The organism is Microbacterium testaceum (assembly GCF_020781835.1).
Classification (GTDB): Bacteria; Actinomycetota; Actinomycetes; order Actinomycetales; family Microbacteriaceae; genus Microbacterium; species Microbacterium testaceum_H.
Genome location: NZ_JAJGNJ010000008.1, coordinates 131,390 through 148,020, shown reverse-complemented (window position 1 = coordinate 148,020; position 16,631 = coordinate 131,390). Strand labels below are relative to the sequence as shown.

Below are 16,631 nucleotides of genomic sequence, written 5' to 3'. Positions count from 1 at the left end.
GGTCGCCGCCGCTCACGCCTGGACGGCCGAGGATCCCGCCTCCGCGACGAGGGCCTCGGCGATCAGCGTGTCGCCCGCACCGAAACGGATGAAGCGGCCGATCGTCGCAGGCTGCACGAGCGCCGCGGCGATCACCGCAGCGACGTCGGCGCGCCCGACCTCGCCGTTGCCCTGCGGCGCCGTCGTGATGCGTCCGGTGGGCGGATCGAGCGTCAGGGTGCCGGGACCGAGGATCGTCCAGTCCAGATCGCTCGCGCGGAGGTGGTCGTCCGCGGCCAGTTTGGCATCGGCGTACGCGAAGAAGGGGTCGTCCTCCGGGATGCCGTGGTCCGGAGTCGAACCGATCCACGACACCATGACGAAGCGACGGACACCGGCCTCGGCGGCGGCATCGATGGCACGCTGGGCAGCGTCGCGGTCGACGGCGTACGTACGCGCGGCATCCCCTCCGCCCGCCCCGGCCGACCACACGACCGCGTCGGCGTCGGCGAAGGCTTCGGCCATCGCGGGCACATCGGCCTTCTCGACGTCGAGGACGGCGGGGTGTCCCCCCGCGCGCTCCACGTCGGCGGAGTGAGCGGGGTTGCGGATCACCGACACCGCCTCGTCGCCGCGCTCGGCCAGGAGTCCCGCGAGGTGGAGCGCAACCTTGCCGTGCCCGCCGATGATCACGATGCGTTCCATGTCACTGTCCTCCGACCTTCTCGACCGACATCTTCAGGATCACCCGGTCCGCGCGGTCCGGGGGCGCCTCCTGTCCGGCGTTGCCGTAGCGCTGCCCGAGCCGGACGTAGAACGCCCCTTCGGGATCGGCGACCTCCTCGACGAGGCGCCCGCGCACTTCGATGTAGCGATACGGCATGTCGGGGTCGAACACCATGAGGCTCATCGACGGGTTCGCCCGCAGGTTGCGGTACTTCTGTCGCGTCGTCGTGTGAGTGAACAGCACGTGCTCGCCGTCGAACTCGAACCACATCGGGTTGACCTGCACCGTCCCGTCGGGACGGACGGTGCCGAGCGCGCCGTAGTTCGGGTTCTCGAGCAGGTCGCGAAGCGCATCGGGGATCATGCGGGTCCTCTCGTCGGTGACTGGTCGCGAGCCTACGCGGCGGTCCCGACGCGTCGACCGGGGGTTGACCTCTCAGGTCGAGTCGCCGTCGACGTACACCCACCGGCCGGCGCGGCGGAGGAACCTGCTGCGCTCGGCGACCGCACCGCGCTCGTCGCCGCGGCGCCAGGTCGCACGGAAGGACACCGTCGCGGCATCCCCGTGCTCGTCCGCGTCCTCGACGACCAGCCCTTCCCAGACGGTGTCGTCGAACTCCAGCTCCGCGGGGCGGGTGCGCGGATGCCACGTGCGAGCGAGGTGGTCGGCGTCGTGCACCGCGAACGCGGTGTACCGCGAGCGCATGAGGCGTTCGGCCGAGGGTGCGGGGGCGCCATCGAGGAGCGGACCGCAGCACTCGCGGAACGCCGCGCGCCCGCACGGGCACGTCGCGGAACCGGCCGGTCTAAGGGACGAGGCACCGAAGGACACCCCGACACTCTAGGTTCTCGCCCGGTCCGCCGCTTCGTACGATGGGGCGAGGCGGCCCCTGCCCGTCGCCGGAAAGGCATGGCATGTCCGACCGTCTCATGCTCCTGGACACCGCATCGCTGTACTTCCGTGCGTTCTACGGTGTGCCCGACAAGGTCAGAGCCGACGACGGCACCTCCGTCAACGCCGTCCGGGGTCTTCTCGACATCATCGCCAAGCTCGTGACGTCCTACGAACCGACGCGGCTCGTGGCGTGCTGGGACGACGACTGGCGGCCCGCGTGGCGGGTGGCTCTGATCCCGACCTACAAGGCCCACCGAGTCGTGGAACTCGTCGACGGGGCACCCGATGTCGAGGAGGTGCCGGCCGCCCTCACCGCACAGATCCCGCTCGTCCGCGAAGCCCTCGGCGCGCTCGGCCTCGCCGTCGTCGGCGCCGCCGAGCACGAAGCCGACGACGTCATCGGCACGCTGGCGGAACGGGCGGACGTGCCTGTCGACATCGTCACCGGGGACCGCGATCTCTTCCAGCTCGTCGACGACGCCCGAGGCATCCGCGTCATCTATACCGCCCGCGGAATGAGCAACCTCGAGATCATCGACGACGCGGCCGTCCAGGCCCGCTACGGCATCCGAGCGGATCAGTACGCCGATTTCGCCGCGCTCCGCGGCGATCCCTCCGACGGGCTCCCCGGGGTCGCCGGCATCGGCGAGAAGTCTGCGGCGGCGCTCCTGGCCGCCTGCGGCGACCTCGACGGCATCCGGTCGGCGGCCGCCGATGTCAGCGCCGGCACGCCTGCGCAGCGCTCCAAGATCATCGCCGCCGGCGGCTATCTGGACGTCGCGCCGTCCGTGGTCCGCGTCGTTCGCGATCTCGACCTCGCCGCGATCGACGACCGCATCCTCGTCGACGAGGACCGTGCGGACGCGTCGACGGCCCTGGCCGAGCGCTGGAACCTGGGCTCGTCGATGTCGCGGGCGCTCGCCGCTCTGCGACGCTGATCGTGCGTCAGCGCTCGCGCGCGAGCCACTCGCGCAAGCGCGGGAGCGGCCACGTGGTCACGATGCGCTCCGGCGGCACTCCGGCCGCCTCCGCGCGCGCGGCTCCGTGATCCAGCAGCGACAGCTGCCCTGGGGCGTGCGCGTCGGAATCGATCGAGAACAGGCAGCCCTCCGCCACCGCGAGGGCCAGCAGGTCGTCCGGCGGGTCCTGACGCTCGGGCCGCGAGTTGATCTCGACGGCGACGCCGGACGCGGCGCACGCCGCGAAGACCGCTCGGGCATCGAATTCCGACGGCGGACGGGTCCCGCGCGACCCCTCGACGAGGCGCCCCGTGACATGCCCGAGCACGTCGACACGGGGGTTCGCGGCCGCAGCGACCAGGCGGCGCGTCATGGCGGTCGACTCCATGCGCAGCTTCGAATGGACGGATGCCACGACCACGTCGAGCTCGTTCAGGAGCGCATCCTCCTGGTCCAGGCCACCGTCGTCGAGGATGTCCACCTCGATTCCGGTGAGCAGCGTGAAAGCGCCGTCGGAGAACCCGTGGACGACATCGATCTGCGCACGCAGACGTTCGGGCGACAGGCCGTTCGCCACGGTGAGCCGCGGTGAGTGATCCGTCAGGGCGAGGTATTCGTGACCGAGCCGGCGCGCGGCCTCGACCATCGACTCGATGGGGGTGAGACCGTCGGACCAATCGCTGTGGCTGTGCAGGTCGCCTCGGAGGGCGGCGCGGAGCTCTCCCCCTCCGTCGACGCCCGCCGCGGCGCGCAGTGCGACGAGGCGCTCGGGTACGTCGCCCGCCAGGGCCTGCCGGATCACGGCGTACGTCGAGTCGCCGATTCCGGCCCGCCGACGCAGCCCGGGATCACGCAGTTCCGCATCGCTCAGGCCCTCGATCGCGGCCGCCGCCGTCCGGAACGCCTTCGACTTGTAGCGCGACGATCTCTCCCGCTCGAGCAGGTACGCGATCTCGGTGAGTGCGTCGAGCGGGTGCATGCTCAGCCCGCCAGCTCGCGAGTGGTCGCCACCCAGTCGTCGAGCTTGGCGAGCGCGCGACCGTCGTCGACGGCCGAGGCCGCGTCGGACATCGCCTCGGCCAGACGCTCCAGGATCGGCCGCTGCACCTCCGCGGCATCCTGGAACAACCGGTACGACACCAGGCCCGCCGCGGCGTTCAGGAGCACGATGTCCCGCACCGCTCCCGTCTCGCCCGCCAGCGTCCGCCGCACCACCTCGGCGTTGTGAGCGGGTGTGCCGCCGAGCAGATCGTCGATGTCGGCCAGCGGGATGCCGAGATCCCGAGGATCCAGATCGTGCTCGTGGACGTCGCCGCGGCTGATCTCCCAGAGGCGGCTGTGCCCGGTCGTGGTCAGCTCGTCGAGGCCGTCGTCGCCGCGGAACACCAGCGCCGTCGCGCCGCGCGTACGGAACACGCCCGTGATGAGCGGGACGCGGTCGAGGTGGGCGACGCCCACGGCGTTGGCCTCGGCACGGGCGGGGTTGCAGAGCGGCCCGAGGAAGTTGAAGACCGTCGGCACGCCCAGCTCGGAGCGCGTGGCCGCCGCATGGCGGAATCCCGGGTGAAAAGCGGCGGCGAACGCGAACGTGATGCCGGTGCGCTCGAGCGTGTCGGCGACGGCCTGCGGGTCGAGCGTGAGCGCGATCCCGAGCGATGACAGCACGTCCGACGACCCCGACGCCGAGCTGGCGGCACGGTTGCCGTGCTTGACGACGGGGACACCGGATGCCGCAGCGACGACCGCCGCCATCGTCGAGACGTTCACCGTGCCGTAGCGGTCTCCGCCGGTGCCGACGATGTCGAGCACCTCGGCCCGGACGGGCAGCGGGACAGCGGCCTCGAGGATGGCGTCGCGGAAGCCCACGATCTCCTCGACCGTCTCGCCCTTGGCCCGCAGCGCGACGAGGAACCCCGCCAGCTGGGAGGGCGTCGCCTCGCCCGACATGATGCAGCGCATCGCCCATGTCGACTCCGACACGCTGAGGTCGCGGCCCTGGAGCAGCGAGGTGAGCAGATCGGGCCAGGTGAAGCGTTCCGCCATGCCACGATCCTTCCACACACGAGGTGTCGCGCCACGTCCCGGCGCCGGCTCGGGAACCCGTTCCGCACCGGGGATTCCTCGCAGATTCTTAGGCTTCCCTAAGTCTCGACGATGGAATATCTCCAGCCGGAGATGGGAATATCGCGCCGTCGGATCGCGCATAATGGGATGGTGACGACCCCTGCGACGTATTCCCAGGCCGTGCGTGCCGTGAAGCGGCCCGACCCGGTCGCTGTCGGCACCATCGTGTGGCTGGGCAGCGAAGTCATGTTCTTCGCCGGCCTGTTCGCGATCTACTTCACCTTGCGCAGCACGTCCGCGCCCCTCTGGGCCGAAGAGACGCAGCTGCTCAACGTCCCCTTCGCGACCGTCAACACGATCATCCTCGTGCTGTCGTCGGTCACGTGCCAGATGGGCGTGTTCGCCGCCGAGCGGTACCAGCCGTACCGCACGGGCAAGCGCACCGGACTGGCCAAGTGGGGAATGGTGGAGTGGTTCTACCTCACCTTCATCCTCGGCGCGATCTTCGTGTCGGGTCAGGTGTGGGAGTACGCGACCCTGGTGGCCGAAGGCTTGCCCATCAGCGCCAACCCCTACGCTTCGGCCTTCTACCTGACCACCGGCTTCCACGCCCTGCACGTGACGGGTGGCCTCATCGCCTTCCTGCTCGTCATCGGCCGCGCATACGCCGTGAAGAACTTTGGTCGCAAAGAGATGACCACCTCGATCGTCGTGTCCTACTACTGGCACTTCGTCGACGTCGTCTGGATCGCGCTGTTCTTCGTCATCTACTTCCTGAAGTAAGAGAGCTGCACTCCACATGGCACGAGAGAAGAAGCCGCGTCGCTCCCACGGACGCCGCAGTCCCCTGGCCGCCGCTGCGCTGATCGGTATCGGTCTGCTGCTCACGGGCGGCATCTACGCGGGCGCGTCGGCCGCGATGGCCGCCACCGACACCCCCACGAGCGCCTCCAACTCGGCCAGCTCGGTCGAAGAGGGAGAGAAGCTCTTCCAGGCCAACTGCGCCACCTGCCACGGTCTCGACCTGCAGGGCAGCCAGCAGGGGCCGTCGCTGTTCGGCGTCGGCGAGCTCTCGGTCCACTTCCAGGTGTCGACCGGGCGCATGCCGCTCCAGGCCCAGGGCCCCCAGGCTCCGCAGAAGCCCGTGCAGTTCACGGATGAGCAGATCAACGCGATCGCCGCGTACGTGCAGTCCGCGGCTCCCGGACCCACGTACCCGGCGGCGGATGTCGTCGACGGAGAGGGCGACCTCTCGCACGGTGCCGAGCTCTTCCGCATCAACTGCGCCATGTGCCACAACGTGGCCGGTGCCGGCGGAGCCCTCACCGAGGGCAAGTGGGCCCCCGGTCTCCACGAGGTGACCCCGGTCAACATGTACGCGGCGATGGTCACGGGCCCGCAGAACATGCCGGTCTTCAACGACCTCAACCTCACGCCCGAAGACAAGCGCGACGTCATCTCGTACCTGATGTTCCTTCAGAAGTCCGAGTCCCCCGGCGGCTTCGCGCTCGGATCGCTCGGTCCGGTCTCGGAGGGTCTGTTCATCTGGATCTTCGGCATCGGAGCGCTCATCGCGCTCACCGTGTGGATCACGGCGAAGTCCAACTGATCGTCGTCATCGACATTACGTAACGTACGAGGAGCACCATGGCACACGAGGAAGACGCACTCGAGCACGAGAGGGCTTCATGGAAGCCCGGCTCCGGGCTCGCCGTCGCGGTTCCCGACCCCGTGCAGAACCCCGGTCTCCCGGGGCACCGCCAGCGCATGACCGACCAGGACCCCCAGGCGATGAAGCGTGCGGTCCGCACGGTCTACACCCTGTTCTACTTCTCGGTCGCGGCGAGCATCTGGGCGAGCATCGCCTACATGATCTTCCCGATCGAGTCGGGCGCGCTGATCGACATCCGCTACAACAACCTGTTCATCGGGCTGGGCATCGCCTTCGCCCTGCTGGCGATCGGCATCGGCGCGATCCACTGGTCGAAGTCGGTCATGGCCGACAAGGAGCACATCGAGGATCGCCACGCCACGCGCGGTCGTGACACCACGCGTGAGGGCGCGGTCAACGTCTTCGTCGAGGCCGACAAGGACTCCGGCTTCGGTCGGCGCGAGGTCATCCGCAACTCGCTCTTCGCGGCGCTCCTCGCCTCCGTGATCCCCGGGATCACGCTCTTCCGCGGTCTCGCTCCGCAGGATCAGGACCCGGTGACGCTGCTCAGCCACACGATGTGGGAGGGCGGCATGCGCCTCGCGCACGACCCCTCGGGTCGACCGATCCGCGCGGCCGATGTCACGCTCGGATCCGCCTTCCACGTGATCCCGGAGGAGCTCGCGGGCGTCGGTCACGACGAGGGCTACCTCGAAGAGAAGGCGAAGGCGATCGTCCTGCTCATGCGCCTGCAGCCCGAGCAGCTGAACCCCGAGACCAACCGCATGGACTGGACGTACGACGGCATCGTCGCGTACTCCAAGGTCTGCACCCACGTGGGCTGCCCCGTGGCTCTGTACGAACAGCAGACCCACCACCTCCTGTGCCCCTGCCACCAGTCGCAGTTCGACGTCGCCAACGGAGCGGCCGTCATCTTCGGCCCGGCTGCCCGTCCCCTGCCGCAGCTCCCGATCACCGTCGACGCCGAGGGCTACCTCGTCGCGCAGAGTGACTTCCAGGAGCCCGTCGGCCCCAGCTTCTGGGAGCGCTCATGAGCACCGCCACCCACCCCACGGAGAACGTGACCACCGAACCGGCGGTCTACTCGGGCCCGCCCAAGGCCGACCTCAACGGCAAGCCCCTGGGTGGCCGGTTCGTCGGTGCCGCAGCGAACTACCTGGATGAGCGCACGAGCATCTCGGGCATCGTCAAGGAGCTCGGTCGCAAGATCTTCCCGGACCACTGGTCGTTCATGCTCGGCGAGATCGCGCTGTGGAGCTTCGTCGTCGTGCTCCTTTCGGGCACGTTCCTGACGTTCTTCTTCCAGGCGTCCATGGTCGAGACGCACTACAACGGCGCCTACGAGCCCATGCGCGGCATCGCGATGTCGGCGGCCATGGAGTCCGCGCTGCACATCTCGTTCGACCTGCGCGGCGGCCTGCTGGTCCGCCAGATCCATCACTGGGCCGCCCTCGTCTTCGTGGCCGGCATCGGTGTGCACATGCTCCGCGTCTTCTTCACCGGCGCCTTCCGCAAGCCGCGCGAGCTGAACTGGGTCGTCGGCTTCATCCTCTTCATCCTCGCGATGGCAGAGGGCTTCACGGGCTACTCGCTCCCCGACGACCTGCTCTCGGGCAACGGCCTGCGCATCATCGACGGCATGATCAAGGGTCTCCCCGTGATCGGCACGTGGACCTCGTTCCTCCTCTTCGGCGGCGAGTTCCCCGGTACCGCGATCGTCGGACGCCTTTACACGCTGCACATCCTGCTGCTGCCCGCGATCCTCGTGGCGCTGCTCGCGGTGCACCTCATGTTGATGATCATCAACAAGCACACGCAGTTCGCGGGGCCGGCCCGTACGAACAGCAACGTCGTGGGCTATCCCATGCTCCCGGTGTACGCGTCCAAGATGGGCGGCTTCTTCTTCATCACCTTCGGCGTGATCGTGCTGATCGCCGCGCTCGTGACGATCAACCCGATCTGGAACTACGGTCCGTACGACCCCTCCCCGGTGTCCGCCGGAACGCAGCCCGACTGGTACATCGGCTTCGCCGACGGCATGCTGCGTCTGATCCCGCCGCACCTCGAATTCGTGCTCTGGGGCCACACGTGGTCGTGGAACATCATCATCCCCGTCGGCGTCCTGGGCCTGTTCATCGTCATCGTCATGATCTACCCCTTCATCGAGGCGTGGATCACCGGCGACAAGCGCGAGCACCACATCGCACAGCGTCCGCGCAACGCCGCCACCCGCACGGCGATCGGCGCCGCCGGTGTGACGTTCTACGCGGTCATGTGGGCTGCCGCATCGTCGGACATCATGGCCACGCACTTCCACCTCACGATGGAGGGCGTCATCCACGCCCTGCAGGCGCTGCTCATCCTCGGGCCGATCATCGCCTACTTCGTCACCAAGCGCATCTGCATCGCCTTGCAGAAGAAGGACCGCGAGATCGCGCTGCACGGCTACGAGTCGGGCCGTATCGTCCGCCTCCCCGGCGGCGAGTACATCGAAGTCCACCAGCCGGTGGACGAGTACGAGCGCTGGAAGCTGGTCGACAACGAGACCTACGAGCCCCTCGTGGTCCGTCCGAACGCCAAGGGCCAGATCCCGTGGCACCAGAACTTCCGCGCATCGATCTCGCGGTGGTTCTTCGAAGACCGCCTCACGCCGCTCACGCAGGCCGAGCTCGACGCCGCGGTGGCCCACCAGCACCACGAGCTCGATCACGTCGACCACGAAGAGGCCGACGAGATCGCGGGAGCCAACGCCCGCGCCGACGCCGAGGGGCGCCCGCACATGGCCGTCGGAGAACGCGCCGAGGTCGAGTTCCCCGCCCCCAAGGGCCTGGGCGAGCAGACCGACGGCCGCACGGACAAAGGCGAGTAGTTCCGCCACTCGAGGGAACCCCGGTGCTTCGGCGCCGGGGTTCCCTCGTTTTCGGAGCGGAGCCCGGACGCGCGTCGGACGGATTGGCAGGATGCCGGCGAGCGGTGGCACTCTTCGTGGCGCCCCGCGACGATCGTCGCGTCTATGGTGAAGCCATGACCGACCCCGCAGAGTACTTCTCCCGCCGGCTCGCCTTCGAGACCGACCCCTCCGACGTGTATGCCGCGCAGAAGGCGGGCGACCGTTTCGTCCTCGTGGACGTGCGCGGGGACGAGGCCTGGGCTCAGGGCCGCATCACCGGAGCGATCCACATGCCCTACCGGCAGATCGCTGAGCGGGCGCCGCGCGAGCTGGACGCCCAGGTTCCCGTCGTCGTCTACTGCTGGAGCCCCGGATGCAACGCCGGCCAGAAAGGAGCTCTCGAGTTCGCCCGGCTCGGGTTCTCGGTGCGCGAGATGATCGGCGGGTACGAGTACTGGGTACGCGAGGGGCAACCCTACGAGAACGACGAAGGGCCGTGCGAGCGCGTGTTCGACCCGACGGTGATGGTCGTCCGTCACTGACACCGGCCGGCGCGCGAGCGCTGACGTAAACTGCCTCGGTGGTGCACCCTCCCCTCGAGCCGTTCTCGTCCGGCTTCCTCGATCGTCCCGACGGAGCACGCCTGTACTGGGAGATGTCGGGCAACCCCCGCGGTCGTCCCGCGCTGTACTTACACGGCGGGCCAGGCGGGGGGCTCGGTCGCGGCGGCTATCGACGGCACTTCGATCCCGACCTGCACCTCATCGTCGGACTCGATCAGCGCGGCTGTGGCCGCAGCACGCCCTGGGCGTGCGAGGACCTCGACAGCCTTGCCGCGCAGACGATGGGTCATCTCATCGATGATCTGGAGGCGCTGCGCGCACACCTGGGTATCCAAGCGTGGCTTCTGCACGGAGTGTCCTGGGGGTCGACGCTCGCGCTCGCCTACGCTCTGGAGCATCCCACGCGCGTGACCGAGATCGTGAATCTCGCCGTGACGACAGGCGGGCGGTGGGAGATCGACTGGATCACGGACGGGATGCGACCGGTGTTCCCGGAAGCCCATGAACGCCTCCGCGCCCCGCTGCGATCCGATGAGCGAACGATCGAGGGGTACGCCCGCCTGCTCCGTGACGCCGACGCCGACGTGCGACGGGATGCCGCGGAGCGGTGGGACGCGTGGGAGGCGACGCATGTGTCCCTGGGTCCGCTGGCCACCCCCGGGCCTCTGCACGCGGATCCACACCATCGGCTGAACTTCGCCACCCTCGTGACCCACTACTGGGCTCGAGACTGCTTCCTGCCGGGAGAGCACGCGGTCTTGTCCCGGGCACACGAACTGGCAGGCATCCCCGGGGTGCTCGTGCATGGACGGCGTGACATCAGTGGACCGGTCGTCACCGCGTGGCAGCTCCAACGAGCGTGGCCGGGAAGCCGACTCGAAGTCGTCGAAGAAGACGGCCATGGCGGGCCCACCAGCGCCCATCTCGCCACGGAGGCGATCGACGGGTTCGCCCGTGGCGCGCAAGCCAGCTGAGACGAGAGCCCGATCCGTCAGGCGGTCTCGACGTCCTCAGTGAACCAGCGGGCCGCCGAGCCGAAGAAGATGGGCGGGGACGACGGAGCATCGTCGTCGACGACATCGCACACGACAACAGTGACGTTGTCGCGCGTCCCCGCTTGCAGGGCCAGTCCGACGGCCTCTGCGGCGGCAGATCGAGGGTCGTCGGCCCGCGCGACGAGGCGAGCGACGTCGGACTCGGGAACGTAGTCGGTGAGTCCATCGCTGCACAGGACCCACCGGTCCCCCGGCTGCGCCGCATGGGTGGCCACCGAGACGACATCGCCCTCGGATCCCGCGAGCGAGGCGGTGATGATGTTGCGACGCGGGTGCGCGGCTGCCGCTTCCGGCGAGATGATGCCGTGATCCACCAGTGCCTGTACGTACGAGTCGTCGCGCGTCTGCCGAGAGAACTCGCCGTCGCGGAGCAGATAGGCACGCGAGTCACCCGTATGTGCGAGCAACAACTCGGACTCCGTACCGAGGAAAACACCCGTGAAGGTCGTCGCCATCCCCTCGAGAGCGGGGTCGCGCTCGACGTGGGCTCGAATGTCCCAGTTGGCTTCTCGTACCCGCACGAGCAATCCGTCCGCATCCAGCCCGGTCCCCCGGGTTGCGACGAGACGGTGGACGAGCGCTGCAGAGGCCAGATCTCCCGACGGTCCTCCCCCGACACCGTCAGCCACCGCCGCACCCCAGGACGCCGCGAAAGCGGCGTCCTGGTTGGTGGGACGGTGGGCGCCGGCGTCCGAGACGGCGGCCGTATTCAACCGTAGCGGCACGAGATCAGCGCGCGAAGTACCCGCGGTAGTACTCGTAGACCCAGCCGACGATGGCGATCACGAAGATGCCGAAGGCAACGGGGACGAGCCAGCTGCCGACGGCCAGACCGATCGCGGCGATCGCCGCCGACCCAGCCAGGACGATGGGCCACCACGACCAGGGGCTGAACTCACCCATCTCGGGGTCGCCGTCGTCGATGTCGGCCGTCAGCGAGTCCTCGGGAAGCTCACCGCGCTGCGCTTTGAGCACGCGCGAGATGTAGAAGGCGATCATCGCCGACATCAGGCCAAGGAAGACCAGAGCCACCGTTCCGACCCACTCGACGCCGCCGTGCTGGATGAGGCTCCAGACGGTGTACACCGCGGCGATGAAGAAGCCGAAGCCCGCGAGGAGCCACCAGAGTCCGACATTGGTACGCATGAGTTACTTCACCTCTCCAGCGGCCGCGTCGACGACGGGAGCGTCCGGAGCGTCCTTCGCCGGTCCCACTCCGACCGGAAGACCGGCCTCGGGGTGGTTCAGGTCGAACGCGGGGCGCTCGCTACGGATGCGCGGGATCGACGTGAAATTGTGGCGGGGCGGCGGGCACGACGTCGCCCACTCCAGCGACGCGCCGTAGCCCCACGGGTCGTCGACCGTCACGCGCGGCGCTTTCCGGGCCGTGATCCAGACATTCAGGAGGAACGGGATCATCGAGGCCCCGAGGATCATCGATCCGACGGTGGAGACCTGGTTGCCCCACGTGAAGCCATCCGCGGCGGCGTAGTCCGCGTAACGACGAACCATGCCGTCGACGCCCAGCCAGTGCTGGATGAGGAAGGTCATGTGGAAGCCGACGAACAGCATCCAGAAGTGCACCATGCCCAGACGCTCGTTCAGCATCTTCCCGGTCCACTTCGGCCACCAGAAGTAGAACCCGGCGAACATCGCGAACACCACCGTCCCGAACACCACGTAGTGGAAGTGCGCCACCACGAAGTAGGAGTCGGACAGGTGGAAGTCGAGCGGGGGCGACGCGAGGATCACTCCGGTCAGGCCACCGAACACGAACGACACGAGGAAGCCCAAGGCGAACACCATCGGCGTCTCGAAGGTCACGGAACCGCGCCAGAGCGTGCCGATCCAGTTGAAGATCTTCACACCCGTGGGCACCGCGATCAGCATCGTCATGAGCGCGAAGAACGGCAGGAGCACACCGCCCGTGACGTACATGTGGTGGGCCCACACCGCCACCGACAGGGCGGCGATCGCGATCGTGGCGTAGACGAGCGTCTTGTACCCGAAGATCGGCTTGCGGCTGAAGACCGGGAAGATCTCGGACACGATGCCGAAGAACGGCAGCGCGATGATGTACACCTCGGGGTGCCCGAAGAACCAGAACAGGTGCTGCCACAGCAGCACACCGCCGTTCTCGGGGTTGTAGATCTGTGCACCCAGGACGCGGTCGGCGGCAGCGGCGAAGATCGCCGCAGCGAGCACAGGGAAGGCCAGCAGGATCAGGATGCTCGTGATGAGGGTGTTCCACGAGAAGATCGGCATCCGCCACATCGTCATGCCGGGGGCGCGCATCGTCAGCACCGTCGTGATGAAGTTGACGGCACCCAGGATCGTGCCGAAACCGCTGATGCCGAGACCGAGCATCCAGAGGTTGCCACCCACGCCGGGCGAGAAGCTGGCGTTGGCGAGCGGCTGGTAGGCGAACCATCCGAATCCGGCGGCACCCTGCGGGGTGAGGAAGCCCGAGACGGCGATGGTCGAGCCGAAGAGGAACAGCCAGAAGGCGAAGGCGTTCAGACGCGGGAACGCCACGTCGGGCGCCCCGATCTGCAGCGGCAGCAGCGCGTTGGCGAAGCCCGCGAACAGCGGCGTCGCGAACATGAGCAGCATGATCGTGCCGTGCATCGTGAACAGCTGGTTGTACTGCTCTTTCGTCGGGATGATCTGCATCCCGGGCTCGAACAGTTCGGCGCGGATGATGAGCGCCATCACGCCGCCGAGCATGAAGAACAGCACGGACGAGATCAGGTACATGTACCCGATGGTCTTGTGGTCGGTGGAGGTGATCCACTTGACGACCAGGTTGCCCTTCTGCTCGACACGCGTGCTGCTCAGCAGAGCGGCCTGGCGGGGCGGCAGGGTCGTCGGGCGCGAGGGGCCCGTTCCCTGGAGCGGAAGCGTCGTGGCCATGATCACTCGTTCCCTTCGGTGCCGGCCGTGCTGAGGTTCTGCAGGCGGGACAGATCACTGATGTCGCCGACGTCACCCGCCGCGCGCAGCGAGTCGAGGTAGTCCTCGTACTCGGCCTCGCTCACGACCTTGACGTTGAACAGCATGGCGGAGTGGTACTCACCGCACAGCTCGGCGCACTTGCCCTCGTACGTACCCTCACGGGTCGGAGTGAACGACCAGTAGTTCTCGCGTCCGAGGTACATGTCTTTCTTGTACAGGAAGTCGATGATCCAGAAAGAGTGGATCACGTCGCGGGAGCGGAGCTCGATCTGCACGGTCTTGTTGACGGGAAGGTACAGCGTCGGAACGTCCTCGAGGTCGTAGCCGTCGTCGGTGGCCGTGGCCTGGACGCCCATCGAGTAGACCGCGTCGGAGTTGTCCTCGCGCTCACCGTTGTACTGGAAGTCCCACGCCCACTGCTTGCCGTAGGCCGTGATCGAGACGTCGGGGTTCTCGTACTGCGTCTCGAGGGTGTTCTGGTCGCGGGCGGTGAAGGCGAAGAAGCCCACCACGAGGATCAGCGGCACGACCGTGTAGAAGATCTCGACCGGCATGTTGTAGCGCAGCTGCACCGGCAGCCCCGACTGGCCCTTGCGACGGCGATAGGCGATGACGGCCCACAGCATGAGGCCCCACGTGATGACGCCGACGGCGAGGAGCACGATCCACGAGTTGACCCACAGACCGGCGACCATGTCGGTGTGGTTCGTCGCGGGCGTTCCGTCGTCGACGAATCCGGGAAGGAATCCGTGCAGCTGCGACGTGGTGCAGCCGGAGAGAAGTGCGACGGAAGCGATCCCGACGGGGACGGCTGCCCAACGAAGGCGACGTTTGGAGGGCACAGTGCACCTTTCCGGGTCGTGGATGTTGCTCTCGACAGTCTAGAGCAACCTCTTACGGTTCTCTGGCCATTCGTCCAGCACCGAAGCATCGAAAACCCCCGGTTTCCGCGGTGTGATCCGCGTGTGCCGGGGGTCGTCGGATTCGGCGCCGAAGCGTCGTGGCGGCGTCAGTGGAAGCTGTCGCCGCAGGCGCAGGAGCCCTGCGCGTTGGGGTTGTCGATCGTGAAGCCCTGCTCCGAGATCGTGTCCTTGAAATCGATGCTCGCACCGTCGAGGTACGGCACGCTCATGTCGTCGACGATGACCTCCACACCATCGAAGTCGGCGACCTTGTCGCCGTCGAGGTAACGCTCATCGAAGTAGAGCTGGTAGATCAGGCCCGAGCATCCGCCCGGCTGCACGGCGACGCGCAGACGCAGGTCGTCGCGGCCCTCCTGGGACAGCAGGCTCTTCACCTTCTCGGCGGCGGCGTCGGTCAGGGCGACTCCGTGCTCGCGGGTGACGGCGTCGGGCGACAGTGTCGTGTCGGTCATGGCGTGGCCCTTCGGGTCGTTGGTCGCGGGGACGAGACGATTCTACGCCCGCCTCGCCCCCGTGGCCTCGATCAGATGGTGCGGCGGTTCAGACGTTCCAGGAGCAGCGCCTCCGAGACGAGCGCGTTGCGGAAGGTCTCCAGGTGCAGCGACTCGTTCGGGCTGTGAGCGCGAGCGTGCGGATCCTCCACGCCGGTGACCAGGATCTGCGCGCCGGGGAACTCGCGCACCAGATCGGCGATGAACGGGATCGACCCGCCCACGCCGACGTCGACCGCATCCACGCCGTAGCCGTCGGCGAAGGCCGCGCGCGCGTCCTCGACCGCCCATCCCCCGGTGTCCACGAGGAAGGCGTCGCCGCAGTCGATGTCGCTGAACTCGAGGTGCGCACCGAAGGGAGCGTGCGCGCGCAGGTGCGCCTCGATCGCTGCGAACGCCTCCTCGGCCGACTGCCCGGGCGCGACGCGCGCGCTGATGACGACGCGGGTCTGCGGGGCCAGGGTGTTGGATGCCGACTCGACCGGCGTGGCATCCCAGCCGGTGATGGTCACCGACGGCTTGTTCCACAGCCGGCTGAGGATGCTGTCGCGCCCGATCGGCGACACGCCCTCGAGCAGGCCCGACTCGGCGCGGAGGGTCTCCTCGTCGTAGGGCGGGGTCTCGGCGTCGCGCATCGCGAGCCCCTCGACCGCGACGGCTCCCTCGTCGTCCCACAGCGTCGCCAGGAGCTTCACCGTCGCGAGCATGGCATCCGGGACCGCGCCGCCCATCATCCCCGAGTGCGAGGCGTGGGCGAGAGTGCGGACGGTCAAGGTGAAGCGCGCGTTGCCGCGCAACGAGACGGTCAGCCCGGGGGTCTTCTCGTCCCAGTTGCCCGAATCGGCCACGACGATCACGTCGGAGCGCAGCACATCGGCGTGGTCGACGAGAAACTGCGCGAACGAACGCGAGCCGTACTCCTCCTCGCCCTCGATGAACACCGCGATGCCCAGGTCGAGGTCGTCGCCGAGGGCGTCCGCGAGGGCGCGGATCGCTCCGACGTGCACCATGATGCCGGCCTTGTCGTCGGCGGCCCCACGCCCGTACAGGCGGCCGTCACGAACCGTGGGTTCGAACGGCGGGGAGTCCCACAGCGCCTCGTCGCCGGGCGGCTGCACGTCGTGGTGCGCATACAGCAGCACGGTCGGTCGCCCGTTGCGGGCGGGGCGGGACGCCAGCACCGCGGGCTGTCCCCACTCGTCGGTACCGGGGATCGCGGCACGCGCCACCTCGACGCGCTCGAAGACGCCCGTGCCGCGCAGCAGATCCGCGACGGCGTCGGCGCTGCGCGCCACTCCGGACTGGTCGAACGCGGGCCAGGCGATGGAGGGGATGCGCACGAGCGCACCGAGGTCGGCGAGGGCTGCGGGGATGCCGTCGGACGCGGTGGCGCGCACGGCATCCTGCCGAGACAGGTCAGGGGTCATGCGGGTAATCTTAAGTCTCCGATCCAGCGAGC

General features: G+C 68.3%; 18 protein-coding genes. 7 read left to right on the top strand and 11 right to left on the bottom strand.

Annotated elements, in window-relative coordinates:
* Positions 1-12: 12 nt before the first annotated feature.
* The 3 genes from LL239_RS12955 to LL239_RS12945 form a co-directional block, all read right to left on the bottom strand.
* Positions 13-684, bottom strand: coding sequence for an NAD(P)H-binding protein (locus LL239_RS12955; protein ID WP_228163854.1), 672 nt, complete (start codon positions 682-684; stop codon positions 13-15).
* Position 685: 1 nt separating this feature from the next.
* A complete protein-coding gene (locus LL239_RS12950) occupies positions 686-1,069 on the bottom strand; it encodes a PPOX class F420-dependent oxidoreductase (RefSeq protein ID WP_228163853.1) in 384 nt (127 codons plus the stop codon).
* 72 nt (positions 1,070-1,141) lie between these two features.
* Positions 1,142-1,537 carry a YchJ family protein gene (locus tag LL239_RS12945; protein WP_228163852.1) on the bottom strand — a complete coding sequence of 132 codons (396 nt, stop codon included), beginning with the start codon at positions 1,535-1,537 and terminating at the stop codon, positions 1,142-1,144.
* A gap of 83 nt (positions 1,538-1,620) precedes the next feature.
* Here LL239_RS12945 and LL239_RS12940 point away from each other — a divergent pair, with 83 nt between their 5' ends.
* Positions 1,621-2,538, top strand: a complete 918-nt coding sequence (locus LL239_RS12940) for a 5'-3' exonuclease (protein WP_228163851.1) — start codon at positions 1,621-1,623, stop codon at positions 2,536-2,538.
* Positions 2,539-2,545: 7 nt separating this feature from the next.
* Here the strand turns inward: LL239_RS12940 and LL239_RS12935 are convergent, their stop codons facing one another.
* Positions 2,546-3,538: a PHP domain-containing protein gene (locus tag LL239_RS12935; protein WP_228163850.1), complete on the bottom strand. Its 993-nt coding sequence runs from the start codon at positions 3,536-3,538 to the stop codon at positions 2,546-2,548.
* A 2-nt stretch (positions 3,539-3,540) separates the two neighbouring features.
* Positions 3,541-4,602, bottom strand: a complete 1,062-nt coding sequence (gene trpD, locus LL239_RS12930) for an anthranilate phosphoribosyltransferase (RefSeq protein WP_228163849.1) — start codon at positions 4,600-4,602, stop codon at positions 3,541-3,543.
* A gap of 168 nt (positions 4,603-4,770) precedes the next feature.
* Here trpD and ctaE point away from each other — a divergent pair, with 168 nt between their 5' ends.
* The 6 genes from ctaE to LL239_RS12900 all read left to right on the top strand — a co-directional run bounded on the left by ctaE (position 4,771) and on the right by LL239_RS12900 (position 10,722).
* On the top strand, positions 4,771-5,406 hold the full coding sequence (gene ctaE / locus LL239_RS12925; protein WP_228163848.1) for an aa3-type cytochrome oxidase subunit III: 636 nt from the start codon (positions 4,771-4,773) through the stop codon (positions 5,404-5,406).
* Positions 5,407-5,422: 16 nt separating this feature from the next.
* Positions 5,423-6,232, top strand: coding sequence for a cytochrome bc1 complex diheme cytochrome c subunit (gene qcrC / locus LL239_RS12920; RefSeq protein ID WP_228163847.1), 810 nt, complete (start codon positions 5,423-5,425; stop codon positions 6,230-6,232).
* A gap of 38 nt (positions 6,233-6,270) precedes the next feature.
* Positions 6,271-7,329 carry a cytochrome bc1 complex Rieske iron-sulfur subunit gene (gene qcrA, locus LL239_RS12915; protein ID WP_228163846.1) on the top strand — a complete coding sequence of 353 codons (1,059 nt, stop codon included), beginning with the start codon at positions 6,271-6,273 and terminating at the stop codon, positions 7,327-7,329.
* Positions 7,326-9,164 (top strand): cytochrome bc1 complex cytochrome b subunit, encoded by a 1,839-nt coding sequence (qcrB, locus tag LL239_RS12910; RefSeq protein ID WP_228163845.1) that lies wholly within the window; start codon positions 7,326-7,328, stop codon positions 9,162-9,164. The genes qcrA and qcrB overlap by 4 nt, the downstream gene beginning before the upstream one ends.
* 155 nt (positions 9,165-9,319) lie before the next feature.
* Positions 9,320-9,727 carry a rhodanese-like domain-containing protein gene (locus LL239_RS12905; protein WP_228163844.1) on the top strand — a complete coding sequence of 136 codons (408 nt, stop codon included), beginning with the start codon at positions 9,320-9,322 and terminating at the stop codon, positions 9,725-9,727.
* Between the two features lie 38 nt (positions 9,728-9,765).
* Entirely contained in the window at positions 9,766-10,722 is a 957-nt protein-coding gene (locus LL239_RS12900) for an alpha/beta fold hydrolase (protein ID WP_228163843.1), read from the top strand.
* Positions 10,723-10,739: 17 nt separating this feature from the next.
* Here LL239_RS12900 and LL239_RS12895 read toward each other — a convergent pair whose 3' ends face one another.
* The 6 genes from LL239_RS12895 to LL239_RS12870 all read right to left on the bottom strand — a co-directional run bounded on the left by LL239_RS12895 (position 10,740) and on the right by LL239_RS12870 (position 16,599).
* A complete protein-coding gene (locus LL239_RS12895) occupies positions 10,740-11,516 on the bottom strand; it encodes a PP2C family protein-serine/threonine phosphatase (RefSeq protein WP_228163842.1) in 777 nt (258 codons plus the stop codon).
* A 16-nt stretch (positions 11,517-11,532) separates the two neighbouring features.
* The gene (locus tag LL239_RS12890; RefSeq protein ID WP_228163841.1) at positions 11,533-11,949 is read right to left on the bottom strand and encodes a cytochrome c oxidase subunit 4; all 417 of its coding nucleotides are present in this window, start codon (positions 11,947-11,949) and stop codon (positions 11,533-11,535) included.
* A gap of 3 nt (positions 11,950-11,952) precedes the next feature.
* Positions 11,953-13,716, bottom strand: coding sequence for an aa3-type cytochrome oxidase subunit I (ctaD, locus tag LL239_RS12885; RefSeq protein WP_228163840.1), 1,764 nt, complete (start codon positions 13,714-13,716; stop codon positions 11,953-11,955).
* Positions 13,717-13,718: 2 nt separating this feature from the next.
* On the bottom strand, positions 13,719-14,600 hold the full coding sequence (gene ctaC, locus LL239_RS12880; protein ID WP_228163839.1) for an aa3-type cytochrome oxidase subunit II: 882 nt from the start codon (positions 14,598-14,600) through the stop codon (positions 13,719-13,721).
* 167 nt (positions 14,601-14,767) lie between these two features.
* A complete protein-coding gene (gene erpA, locus LL239_RS12875; RefSeq protein WP_228163838.1) occupies positions 14,768-15,133 on the bottom strand; it encodes an iron-sulfur cluster insertion protein ErpA in 366 nt (121 codons plus the stop codon).
* Positions 15,134-15,204: 71 nt separating this feature from the next.
* Positions 15,205-16,599: a dipeptidase gene (locus LL239_RS12870; RefSeq protein ID WP_228163837.1), complete on the bottom strand. Its 1,395-nt coding sequence runs from the start codon at positions 16,597-16,599 to the stop codon at positions 15,205-15,207.
* Positions 16,600-16,631: the final 32 nt, after the last annotated feature.